Here is a 12,104-nt window from a genome sequence, read left to right on the forward strand (position 1 = left end):
CCTGCTCCTAGGCGTTGTTCACGGGGAGCAGGAGTTGCTCCAGGGGGGCGTTGACCAGTTGGAGGGCGAACTGACTCGGGGTCAGTTCGCCGGTGACGTCCGGGCGGAGGGCCGCGCCGAGTGCGGGGACCAGGCCGTCGGCGCCGAGCAGGTTCAGCACGTCCGCCTCGGCACCGTCCCGGCCGGGGCGCAGATGGGCGCCGAAGATGTCGGGAGCGGTGGGGGCGGGGAACTGGGCCCCCGTGGGGTAGCCGAGATCGGGACCGGTCAGGTGGCGCAGGTTGATGCGTTGCGCGTCACCACTGATGCCGAAGTGGATGCCCTGGCCGGGTTCGCGGATGGTGATCGTGTCGGGGACGGCGTTCCAGAGCACGAGCAGGACGTCGGGGGCGAGGTGGTCGCGGCGCAGCTCGCGGACAAGAACGCGGTCCGGACCGCGGGTGGCGAGGAGGTCGAAGACGGGCCAGGCGCGTACGAGTTCGGAGTTGATCAGCAGGCCGGCGACCGGCGGTTCGGTGGTGCGGGTGCGGGCGAGGCGTTCGCGCAGCACCGGATCCAGGTCGCGGTCGACGGAGGTGTGGGCGCCGACGTCGGTGGCGCCGGCCACCAGGGCCTGGATCCAGGCGGGGTCGATGCGGAAGGCCCGCAGGCTCTCGGGGGGCAGCATCCGCGGGTCGGGCACCAGGTGGTTGAACGGCACGCCGCGGAGCAGGCCCAGGCGCTCCAGCCACTGGGACGCGCTGGGAGTACGGGCGGCGGCCACCGCGCTGAGCGACCGGCGGGCACGCTCGTCGGCGAGCAGGGCGCGCGCGTCCGGGCGGGCGGTGCGCACCGCGCGGCGTGCGGGCGGCTCTTCGACCAGGGGGGCCCGCAGCGCCTCGACCAGTCCGCGGCCGAAGCCCGTCGCGGCCAGCTCGCGCAGGGCCGCGGTGGCCGGCAAAGCGTCGGGGTCGTTGAGGGCGCGGGCCGGATCGGCCCCCAGGGCGCTCAGCGTGGCGGCGCGGTTGGACAGCTCCCGGCGCGCGGCGGTCACCTCGGCGCTGTAGTCGGGGTCGGCCAGCGCGATGGTGCGGCCCAGCGTCCAGGCGGCGGCGTAGCTGACGTCGAACAGGCCGTGTTCACGGTCGTAGATCAGGGCGTGGTCGGCGGTGGCGTACGGGCCGTCCGCCTCCCCCAGGTCCACCTTCGGGGCGGTCAGCGGAGTGAACGGGCCGCGGTACCAGGCGTAGGTGTCCTCCCCCGACAGGAGGCGGTAGGGCACGGCGGTGTAGCCGCGGCGCAGCTGTTCCCCGGCGTACCGCTCTTCGGGGGTGGCGGCCGGGCCGGTGGCGGGCAGGCGCAGGGCGAGGTTCTCCGGCTCGTGGTCGCCGGGGGCGACCAGGCCGCGCAGCAGCTTGCCCGGGTTCATGGTGCCGTCGGGGTCGTTGGTGAAGGACCAGGACCACAGGGTGCACAGCCGTACGCGTCGGGTGCCGCCGGGGAGGGTGGCCAGACGGCCGGTCCAGCCCTCCAGGGAGACCAGGTGGACGGCGTACGTGCCCGGGGTCCGGGGGAAGCGGTTGGCGGCCAGCACCGCGTACTGGCCCTCGGTCAGGATCTCCCCGTCGTCGCGGTACTGCGGTGCGGTGCGCACGTCGCGCATGTGGGCCAGGTAGGACAGTTCGTCCTCGCGCGGCACGATAGCGGTGAACACCTCGGCGGGCACGTCGATGGTGCGGCACTCGCCGTCGTCGTCGGTGTTGTCGGTCAGGACCGGCCCGATCGTGCCCTCCTCGGCCGGGCGGCGCAGCGTGCCGACGGTGCGCTGGGTGAACCGGCCCTGGGCCTCGGGGTCGTCGTCGACCTCGCCCTCGGCGAAGACCAGCAGCGCCAGCCACGGCGCCCGGGCCGAGTCCTTGGCGCCTTGCAGTTGCCGCTCCCAGGGCAGGACCGCCCGGTTCAGGGTGATGTGCGGCAGGACGTGTGTGTACAGGCCCGTCGCGCCGGGGGCGGGGTAGCCGGCGTGGACGGAGGTGGGGTCCAGGAAGAACCGGGCCGCGCGGATCTCGTAGCGGTCCTCGACCTCGGGCAGCGGGGCCTGGTCGGTGTCGACCCGCTCGCCGTCCTTGGTCAGGTGGTACTCCGCCGTGACGGTGTAGACGCCGGCGGTGGCCACGGGCTGCAGGTGGTCGTAGAACGTGACGTTCAGTTCAGGGCTGGTGGTCATGGCGGGTCACCTCGTGCCGGGGGCGGTGAGCAGGGGCGGATCGGTCAACGTGCGGCCGGCCAGGACGGCGTAGCGGTCGAGCGGGCCGTCACTGCCCGGTGCTGCGCCGAGCGCGGCCAGGGCCTGGTGCACCTTGGTGCGCGTGGTCGCGGTCTGCGTCAGGGTGCCGGTGATCGCCGCGACGCTGCCCGGGACGGGCGACTTCCCCGCGACCGCGGTGTCGCGCAGCGGAGTGTTGCCGGGCGGCAGGACGGGCTCCACGTCCAGGGCTGCGGCGGACACCGGGCCCACGGACGGGCCCAGCTTCGGGGGCGGCACCGTGAGGCTCAGGCCGGTCAGGCAGCCGGCGACCAGGCCCGGCTGCCCGAGCGCCTGGTCGGGGCGGGCCAGCGGCTTGCCCCACAGGGCCTGCGGCAGGCCGTCACGGACGGCGGTGATCTTCCAGCCCGCCGCCTCCCAGTACGTCACGTCGTGGGATTCGCCCTGCGGGTCCAGGAGCCGGACGCGCTGCTCGCTGACGACGCCGGCCAGCCGCATCGGGCGGATGTCGACGCGGGCGTCCTCGCTGCCCGCGAAGAGCTTCCCGTCGACGGTGATCTTCGAAGCGGGCACGGCGGACTCGACGGCGACCGTGAACCCGTCCATGCGCATCAGCTGCGGCGCGCCTGCCGCCGCGCGGGCCTCGGACTCTCCGGCGGTCACGTCGGGCAGGGTGCAGCCGTCCTTGGGCGCGGTGCGCAGTGGTGCCGGCAGCTGGATCCGGAACTGCTCCCAGGGGATGGGGGGCGGGCCCTGGCGGTCGGCGCCGAAACCGATGGTGAAGGAGATGAACCACACCTTGACCTTCGCCCGGCCGCCGATCGGAGGCAGCCACAGCTGCAGGCTCACCCCGACTTCGAGGGAGACGCGCACCCGTACGAAGAGGACCTTGACGGTGGCGGCGACGCCGATGCTCAGCCCCAGGGCGAGGTCGGCGTAGAAGGGCTTCCACTGCACCAGCGCGTCCAGGTGCGCGGTGAACCAGGCCTGCAGCTGGATGTTGTGGCCCTGGTCGTAGACCGCGGCGAACGATCCGCCGATCATGAACGCACCGTCGGTCAGGGCCGCGTAGGCCTGGGCCTTCAAGGTCACCGGCCCCCGTTCCCAGACCATGCCGATCCGCGGGGGCCTGGGGTAGTACGCGGGCAGGCGGAACCGGGGGTGGTAGCCGCCCGCCGAGAGCACGAAGCCCTTGCCGATCCCCTGCTCGGGCAGGTCCTTGCCCCAGACGTAGAGGGAGATGCCGCCCGTCAGCTCGGCGGCCGGGTCGAGGATGTAGGAGCCCTTGGCGATCACCGCGTCCATCGAGAAGCGCCCCAGCGCCGAGTCGTAGACGAACACGAAGTCGACGATCACCTGCCCCATCGAGCCGATGGAGGCCAGAGCCGTCCCGGCGTCCGGCAGCGAGGGTGCCTCGCGCGAGTCCTTGCCCGGCACGGTGGGTGGCAGGGACAGGGTGGTGCTGCCCGCGAGCATGGCCTTCCAGCCGCCCTGGCCCCACTCCACCAGGGCCAGCACGCGGGCCTCGATGAACTTGTAGACGGTGAACTGGACGCCGCCCGCGATCCAGTACCGGCCCTGGGCCGGGGTCACCCAGCCTCCCGGCCCGACCAGTTCGGCGAGCGCCTGTCCGGGGGTCAGTGGCGGCACCTCGTCCCCGGGCGTCGACGGTGCCGTGCCCAGGCGCTTGACCAGCGGGAACGTCTGGATGTCCGTGACGGTGGGGATCCGCACGGTGCTGTTGATGCCGAAGCCCAGCGCGATACCGGTGACGGTGACCGGGCCGATCGCGAACAGCCCGTTGACGCTGGTCCGGCCCGCCACCAGCTCGGCGTAGGCGAACAGTGAGGTCCAGCCCTCGCGGTTGCGGGCCCAGCTGCCGGCCACCTGCAGCGCGAAGAGGTTCTGGATGTCGACGCGGCCCGCACCGGCCATCGCCACGTCGAAGTCCGGCCCCAGGTCGAGTCGTACGAACGCTCCGGCGATCTCCACGCGCGGCGGTCCCTTGTACACCATCTCCACGGCGGCGCCCTGCAGCACCGGGAAGACACCGAAGTCCTTGTCGATCCCGAGACCGAGACCGACCAGGTCCACGACCAGCGGGCCGACGGCCACGGTGGCGTCGAAGGCGACGAACAGCCGGCCCTTCGCGTAGCCCAGGCTCACCCGGCGGATCCGCACCGGCCCGAAGACCTGGTCCAGCTCCTGGGCCGAATCGCCGCGTTGCCGCCCCGCGACGACGGCACGCTCGTGCCCCAGCACGACCGCGCCCCCGGACGTGTCCGGCGGCACCGGCTCATCGGTCCCACCCTGTGCCAGGGCGGCGGCCCCGGTGCCGCCGGGCCGCCGGACCAGTGGCGGCAGCGCCTGACCGCCCATCGTCAGCAGCCCCCAGACGAGCAGGCCGCGCTGCAGCGCCTCGTCCAGGAGCACGGGCAGCAGCCCCTGTGCGGCCCCGGGCAGACCCGCGACCACGGCGTTCAGCGCCCGGACCTGGGCGACCGGCCAGACGCGGTCCGGGTAGCAGAAGTTCACTCCGGTCACGACCACGTCGAGATCCGCGGGGATGCTCTCCCCCACCAGCGGCAGATCGGACGCCCGGGCCCCCACCGCCCCCCGGACCGCCACCAGACGGGCGACCCCCGGCCCCGTGCCGTCGGGCACCGAAGCCACCACCACCCCCACCCGGCCGACGACCGCCGACACCACCAGCGACCCCGGCGCGGCGGTCCCCACGGGAAGCCGGTAGACGAACGACACCGAGCCGAACGACGGAACGAACGGCTCCAGGTCCGCGGGGACGTCGATTCCGAACGCCGCGGCCAGGTGGCCCAGCGTCAGGGCCTGGCCCTCGCTCTCCAGGGAGGCGGCCAGTTCCCAGACCCCTGAGCCCGTCCTGGCGATCGCGCCGCTGAACCACAGCCGGGCCTCCGCGCCCTCGACGGCCGCGGTGAAGCCGGCGTCCGCGGACAGCGAGAACGTCGAGGCCCCGCCGCCGGCCGGGGTCGAACGCCGGAAACCGACGAGCAGGTCCATCACCGTGCCACCGAGGCGGACTTCGGTGGCGGCGGTGAACTCCCACTCCTCCGAGCCTCCGGGGATCGTCAGCACCTCGATCGTCAGGTACTGGAGGTCGAAGCTCCGCAGGCCCTCCGGGATTTCACCGGCCACTCCCCAGTTCTCGCCGAACCAGTCGAGGAGGTCGGCCATCCGGATGTTCTCCGCGGTCACCCCGCGAAACCGGTATCCACTCTCGTCGGACCAGATGTCCAGATCCAGCCGGATACCGCCGATGACGACGAAATCGACCTCCTGCGGCAGGCCCGGTTCCGGCGCGGGGGCCGACGGCTCCGCCGCCGTGCCGGCCAGGACTCCGACGGGCCGGACGCGGTACTTGGCGCCCACCTTCTCCCAGTCGGCGTTCTTCAACGGCCACAGCCGGTTCGGGGTGAACGCCTCGACGAGGCCCTTGAAACCCTGCACGCCGTCTTCTTCCATCCCCCCGCCCTTTGGCTTCTTGCTGAACTTGTCCAGGCTGCCGAAGGCCGCGGTCCGCTTGGCAAGCGTCTCCTGGCCGATGATCCGTGCGCTGCCGCTTTCGACTTTCGGGCCCGGATCGTCGGTCCGGTTCTGATTGTCCGGACCGACGAACAGGTTTCCCGGCAGCCAGGTGAGGATGCTGTGGATGTCATCCAGGCCTTCCGGGGTGATGCCGTCGTCGCCGAATTCGGAGCCAGGGTCCCTGAACGTCTCCGCGAACTCCCTGATACGCGGGAAATTGAGCTTCTCCTGGTCCGTGTAGTCCAGGGTCTCAAGTTTGTCGACCACGGTGTCGACGAATTTCACCAGCGCGGCCCTGAGACCGGGGCTCTTGTTGTACCCGTTCTCGACGGCCGCGTTCCACGATTTGACGAGCGTTTCGAAGGGGATCACGTGATGGCGTGCCAGCTTGATCCCCCCGGCCGGCTGCGGCTGGTCGAGGTCGTCCGGATTGCGGTTGACCAACGGATCCGCGAACGGATAGCCACCGCGTCCTTTGAGCAACAGCTTCATGCGCTCGGCCACTGTCCAGCCTCCTCGGCTTGTGCGACTACCCGGGTCCTTGCGTGACCCGGGAAGGATCGGCTCGCCGGCCGTCCCCCGGTTCCGGCGGAGCACTGTCGCCGGAGCGGTGGTCCGGTGGCCGACGTCGGCCACCCGCGGTCGTGGTCGGTCGAGCCGAAGAGCCGGCTCGCGGTACGCCGGCCCCGTGCCGGCCCCCAACAGCCCGTGCAGATCAGGCAGGCATGGATCATCGCCGTCAGGACCGCCGATCTGACAGGAACCGATCACATCACAATCAGTGATCATCTTGTGCCTCAACGTGATATTTCGCCAACGCACGGCCGAAACGAGCCTGTCGCTCGACGCTCATTCCGAACGTGCGCCCGACGCCCGCCCCCGTGTCCTCGGCGGCCTCCAGGAGCCCGTTCGGAAGCTGTCCCACGGGACGGCACCCGCGTCTTACCGGTCCGTGACGCCGTCCCGTGTCGACGGGGCGCGGGGCCGATCGGCCGCTAGCGTCGGCGGTATGAGAATCCTGGTCACCGGCGGTGCCGGTTTCATCGGCGTGCCCGTGGTCCGTTCCCTGGTCGCGGCCGGGCACCGGGTGCGGGTCCTGGACGCCCTGCTGCCTGCGGTCCATCCGGCGGGGCGGGCGCCCGCACTGCCCGCGGGTGTCGACTTCCGGCACGGGGACGTCCGGGACGCGGCGACCGTCGGGGCGGCGCTCGCCGGGGTGGACGCGGTCTGCCACCAGGCGGCGATGGTCGGTCTGGGGCTGGACCTCGGGGACGCGCCGCAGTACGTCGGCTGCAACGACCTCGGCACGGCCGTGCTGCTGGCCGCGATGGCGCGGACCGGTGTCCGCCGGCTGGTCCTCGCCGGATCGATGGTGGTCTACGGGGAAGGGCGCTACCACTGTGCGGAGCACGGCGAGGTGGCACCGGGGCCGAGGCGGCCCGCCGATCTGGACGCCGGACGGTTCGAGCCGCCCTGCCCGGCCTGCGGCGCTCCCCTGCGGCCGGGCCTGGTCGCGGAGAGCGCTCCCGCCGACCCGCGCAGCGTCTACGCGGTGACCAAGCTCGCGCAGGAGCACCTCGGCGCCGCCTGGGCACGTGCCTGCGGCGGCGCGCTCCTGACGCTGCGCTACCACAACGTGTACGGCCCGGGGATGCCGCGCGACACCCCGTACGCGGGGGTGGCGTCGCTCTTCCGGTCGGCCCTCGCCCGGGGCGAGGCGCCCCGGGTCTTCGAGGACGGCGGCCAGCGCCGGGACTTCGTCCACGTCGAGGACGTCGCCGCCGCCAATCTCGCGGCGCTGGCGGCCGTGGGCGACCGGCCGCCGGGCAGCGTCCGGGCGTACAACGTGGGCAGCGGCGAGGTGCGCACCATCGGCGAGATGGCGGCCGCGCTGGCCGCGGCCCACGGCGGCCCGGCGCCGACGGTGACGGGCGAGTACCGGATCGGCGACGTGCGGCACGTCACCGCCGACTCGAACCGGCTGCGCGCCGAGCTGGACTGGCTGCCGCGCGTCCCGTTCGACCGGGGCATGGCGGAGTTCGCCGCCGCACCGCTGCGGGTCTGAGGTCAGCTCCGGGCGGACGGCAGGGCGATCTCGAAGCAGCAGCCGCCCGCCACGTTGTGGACGCGGGCACGCCCGGCGTGGGCCTCCACGATGCCGCGGACGATGGCGAGGCCCAGGCCGGCGCCGCTGCCGCCGGCCTCGGACCGGCCGGACAGGTCGGACCGGTCGGACCGGTCGGACCGCTCGCCGGGGTCGGCCGGTCGGGGCGTGCGGGCCGCGGTTCCGCGCCAGCCGGTCTCGAAGACCCGGGTCAGGTCCTGGGCGGGGATGCCTCCGCAGCCGTCGGTGACCGAGAGCACCACCTCGTCCGCCTCCCGCCGCGCCGACACTGCGACCACGCCGTCCTGGGGGGTCGAACGGATCGCGTTGACCAGCAGGTTGCCCAGCACCCGGGTGATCTCGCGGCTGTCGACCTCGACCGGTTCGGGCTCCACCTGCCGGCCTTCGAGCCGGACGCCGCGCTGACGGGCCAGCGCGTGGGCACCGGCCAGCGCGTCGTCGACCAGGTCGTAGACGGAGACCCGGGAGAGCGAGAGGGAGAGGGTCCCGGCCTGGATGCGGGAGAGCTCGAAGAGGTCGTCCACCATGCCGGTGAGCCGCTCGACCTCGGTGCGGATCCGCCGGAGGTAGCGGTCGGGCTCCTCGGCGACGCCGTCCTCCAGCGCCTCGGCCATGGCGCGCAGCCCGGCCAGCGGGGTGCGCAGGTCGTGGGAGATCCAGGCGACGAGCTCCCGCCGGGACTGTTCGAGGGACTGTTCGCGGGCCCGGGACTCGGCGAGCCGGGCGCTGGTGGTGGAGAGTTCCTCGCTGAGCTGGGCCAGTTCGCGGCCCAGCGGGTGGACGGGCGCGGTGAAGCCGGTGTCGCTGCCGACGGTCCGGGCGGCCTCGGTCAGGGCCCGGCTGCCGGCGACCACCTGTCGGCCCAGCAGTGCGGCGGTGCCCAGGGACACCACGGCGGCCATGGCGAGCACCGTTATCACGACACCGAGGTCGTGGCCGGAGAGGAACATGGCCTGTGCGACGGCCAGGGTGCCGGAGGTGACCGCGAGCACGGTGACGGCGGCGACGCAGAACAGTGAGAGGGCCATCGAGCGCCTGCGCAGGAGCCGGATGGCGGGCCAGCCGAGCAGGCCCGCCCCGCCGGCGCCGAGGGCGGCGAACAGGGCGATCAGCAGCAGGTCCTTCACGCGCGGTCCTCCCCGGCGCCGTGCGCCGGATCGTAGCGGTAGCCGACGCCCCACACCGTGTTGATCATCCGGGGGGCGGCGGGATCGTCCTCGACCTTCTCGCGCAGGCGCCGCACGTGGACGGTGACGGTGGAGAGGTCGCCGAAGTCCCAGCCCCAGACGCGGGCCATCAGCTCCTGGCGGGAGAACACCGTCCCGGGGTGCCGCAGGAGGAAGGCCAGAAGGTCGAACTCCCTTGCGGTCAGGGCGAGTTCCCGCCCGGAGCGGTGAGCGCGACGGGCCGGCCCGTCGAGGGTGATGTCCCCGGAGCGGACGGGCCCGGCCGCGGTGCTGGCCGCCGCCGGCCCGACCCGGGAGCGCCGCAGCACCGACTGGACCCGCAGGACGAGTTCGCGTGGGCTGAACGGCTTGGTGACGTAGTCGTCGGCGCCCAGTTCCAGGCCGAGGACGCGGTCGGCCTCGTCGCCCCTGGCGGTGAGCATCACGACCGGCAGCTGCGCGCCGGTGTCCCGGTCGCGCAGCCGCCGCAGCACCTCCAGGCCGTCGATGCCCGGGAGCATCAGGTCCAGGACCACGAGGTCGGGGCGGTGGGCGCGGGCGAGGTCGAGCCCCTGCCGGCCGTCGGCGGCGTGGTCGACGTGGTGGCCGGCCCGGGTGAGGTAGCCGACGACGACCTCGGCCACGGTCGGATCGTCGTCGATCACCAGGATGCGGCCGGCGGCCGACGGTCCGGCGGTGGCGGAGGGCTCGTTCACCCCACCGAGGATAGGTGCGCCGCGCCGGTGCGGACGCCGCCGTGCTCCCCCGTTCGACCTCCGTAAGATCCTGGGGCAGGTCCGCACCGGCGCGGGCCCCCGATGGTGCCCGGTGGTCCGTCGGCGCGACGTTCGACTTCCGTAAGGCTGCGGCACCACCGTCCCGGGGCGACCCGCCCTTAGCGTGGCCGACGTGACCTCCGTTACCCCTGCCTCCGTCACCCCTCGCCCGTCCGGTGTCGATGTCGTCCTGCCCTGCCTCGACGAGGCCGGGGCGCTGCCCTGGGTGCTCGGGCGCATCCCTCCCGGCTGGCGGGCGATCGTCGTCGACAACGGCTCACTGGACGGCTCGGCCGAACTCGCCCGATCGCTCGGAGCGACCGTGGTCGAGGAGCCACGGCGCGGGTTCGGCGCCGCCTGCCACGCCGGACTCCTCGCCGCGACCGCCGAGCTGGTCTGCTTCCTGGACTGCGACGGCTCGCTCGACCCCGCCCAACTGCCCCGGGTCACCGCCCCGGTGGCCGACGGCACGGCGGACCTGGTGCTCGGCCGCCGCCGGCCGGTGACCGCGGGCGCCTGGCCCGCGCACGCACGGCTCGCCAACACCGTGCTGGCCCGCCGGCTGCGGGCGCGCACCGGCGCCCCGCTGCACGACCTGGGCCCGATGCGGGCCGCCCGACGGGAGCGCCTGCTGGCGCTGGGCCTGGGCGACCGCCGCTCCGGGTACCCGCTGGAGATGGTGCTCGCCGCCTCGGCCGCCGGGATGCGGATCGCCGAGACGCCCGTCGACTACCTGCCGCGCGCGGGCCGGTCGAAGGTCACCGGCACGGTGCGCGGCACCCGGCAGGCGGTCCGGGACATGCGGGCCGTACTGGCCGCCCCGCCGCCGACCCTGCTGGTCATCGCCAAGTCGCCCGTGCCGGGCCGGGTGAAGACCCGGCTCGTCCCCGCGTGCACACCCCGGCAGGCGGCGGCACTGGCCGAGGCCTCGCTCTGCGACACGCTGCACACCCTGGCCACCGTGCCGGCCGGACGGCGCCTGCTGGTCCTGGACGGCGAGCCCGGCCGCTGGCTGCCGCCGGGGTGGCAGGTGCTGCCGCAGAGCGGCGGCGGGCTGGACACACGGCTGGCGGAGGCCTTCGGCCACGCCTCCCGGCTGGCCCCGCACGCGCCCGCGCTGCTGGTCGGCATGGACACCCCGCAGCTGAGCGCGGCCACCCTGGCGGAGCCGCTCTCGCCGGCGGGCCGGGCCGGGACGGACGCCTGGTACGGGCCCGCGTCCGACGGCGGCTTCTGGGCGCTCGGCCTGGCCCGGCCGACCGGGGAGCTCGCCCGACGGCTCCTCCTCGGGGTGCCGATGTCGACCCCGGGCACGGGGCAGGTGCTCCTCGACCGGCTCGCGGCGGCCGGCCTGGCCGTGCACCGGCTTCCCGAGGCCACCGATGTGGACACCATCGAGGACGCCCGGCTGGTCGCCTCCCAGGCACCGCTGAGCCGGTTCGCCGCCGGCCTGCGCTCCTTCTCGGCAGCTCCCGGGGTGGCGGGTTGACCGGTACCGCGACGGCATGGACCGACGACCCGTTCGCCGACGCCGTCCGCACCGGGCGCGGCCCGCTGTGGCTGCGCGACGACGACGGGCGCCGGATCCCGCTCGACATCGAGCGCTGGTGCGCACCCGCCGCCGGCGGCGACCACAGCCTGCTGATGCGCTGCTTCCAGCTGTCCGCGCCGGTCGTGGACCTCGGCTGCGGGCCCGGCCGGCTGGTCGCCGCGCTCCTCGCCATGGGCGTCCCGGCACTCGGCGTCGATGTCACACCGGCGGCCGTCGCCCGCACCCTGGGCCTCGGCGGCGCGGCCCTGTGCCGGTCGGTGTTCGACCGGCTTCCCGCCGAGGGCCGCTGGGGCGCGGCCCTGCTGGCGGACGGCAACCTCGGCATCGGCGGGAACCCGGAGGCCCTGCTGCGGCGCGCGGCCGAACTGATCGCGCCGGACGGCGTGCTGCTGGTGGAGGTCGAGCCGCGCGAGGTCGACGAGCACGTCACCGTCCGGGTCGAGGGCCCGGACGGACGGCTCGGGCCGCCCTTCGCCTGGGCGCGCCTCGGTGCCGGGGCCGCCGTACGACGGGCCCGCGGCGCCGGGCTCGTCGAGGCGGAACGGTGGACCTCCCACGCCCGGCGCTTCCTCGCCCTGCGCCGGGGGGGGGCGGGGGGGGCGGGGGGGGGGGGGGGGGGGGGCCCCCCCCCCGGCGGGGGGGGGGGGGGGGGGGCCGCCCCCCCCCCCGGCCCCAACAC

7 protein-coding genes and 1 pseudogene are annotated in these 12,104 nt (G+C 74.3%); 4 read left to right on the forward strand and 4 right to left on the reverse strand.

Features of this window, described 5'->3' with window-relative positions; all coding sequences use genetic code 11:
* Window positions 1-7 precede the first annotated feature (7 nt).
* Together ACFQ6N_RS04745 and ACFQ6N_RS04750 are read right to left on the reverse strand one after the other, a co-directional pair.
* A complete protein-coding gene (locus ACFQ6N_RS04745) occupies window positions 8-2,206 on the reverse strand; it encodes a hypothetical protein (RefSeq protein WP_380646866.1) in 2,199 nt (732 codons plus the stop codon).
* Window positions 2,207-2,212: 6 nt separating this feature from the next.
* Window positions 2,213-6,310, reverse strand: a complete 4,098-nt coding sequence (locus ACFQ6N_RS04750; RefSeq protein ID WP_380646867.1) for a DUF6603 domain-containing protein — start codon at window positions 6,308-6,310, stop codon at window positions 2,213-2,215.
* 505 nt (window positions 6,311-6,815) lie between these two features.
* Between ACFQ6N_RS04750 and ACFQ6N_RS04755 the strand changes: the two genes are divergently transcribed.
* Complete coding sequence (locus ACFQ6N_RS04755) at window positions 6,816-7,871, forward strand: NAD-dependent epimerase/dehydratase family protein (RefSeq protein WP_380646868.1); 1,056 nt, start codon at window positions 6,816-6,818, stop codon at window positions 7,869-7,871.
* A gap of 2 nt (window positions 7,872-7,873) precedes the next feature.
* Here the strand turns inward: ACFQ6N_RS04755 and ACFQ6N_RS04760 are convergent, their stop codons facing one another.
* Together ACFQ6N_RS04760 and ACFQ6N_RS04765 are read right to left on the reverse strand one after the other, a co-directional pair.
* The gene (locus ACFQ6N_RS04760) at window positions 7,874-9,058 is read right to left on the reverse strand and encodes a sensor histidine kinase (RefSeq protein ID WP_380646869.1); all 1,185 of its coding nucleotides are present in this window, start codon (window positions 9,056-9,058) and stop codon (window positions 7,874-7,876) included.
* Window positions 9,055-9,813, reverse strand: a complete 759-nt coding sequence (locus tag ACFQ6N_RS04765; protein ID WP_380646870.1) for a response regulator transcription factor — start codon at window positions 9,811-9,813, stop codon at window positions 9,055-9,057. The genes ACFQ6N_RS04760 and ACFQ6N_RS04765 overlap by 4 nt, the downstream gene beginning before the upstream one ends.
* 193 nt (window positions 9,814-10,006) lie before the next feature.
* On the opposite strand from ACFQ6N_RS04765, the pseudogene ACFQ6N_RS04770 reads away from it, so the two are divergent.
* The 3 genes and pseudogenes from ACFQ6N_RS04770 to ACFQ6N_RS04780 form a co-directional block, all read left to right on the forward strand.
* Window positions 10,007-10,705, forward strand: a pseudogene (locus ACFQ6N_RS04770) (glycosyltransferase family 2 protein); the annotation flags it as partial.
* A 198-nt stretch (window positions 10,706-10,903) separates the two neighbouring features.
* A complete protein-coding gene (locus tag ACFQ6N_RS04775; RefSeq protein ID WP_380646878.1) occupies window positions 10,904-11,362 on the forward strand; it encodes a DUF2064 domain-containing protein in 459 nt (152 codons plus the stop codon).
* On the forward strand, window positions 11,359-12,104 hold a 746-nt coding region (locus ACFQ6N_RS04780), incomplete at its 3' end, for an SAM-dependent methyltransferase (RefSeq protein WP_380646871.1). The genes ACFQ6N_RS04775 and ACFQ6N_RS04780, both read left to right, overlap by 4 nt.

The sequence above is a fragment of the Kitasatospora sp. NPDC056446 genome, from assembly GCF_042796115.1.
In the GTDB taxonomy this organism is placed as follows: Bacteria; Actinomycetota; Actinomycetes; order Streptomycetales; family Streptomycetaceae; genus Kitasatospora.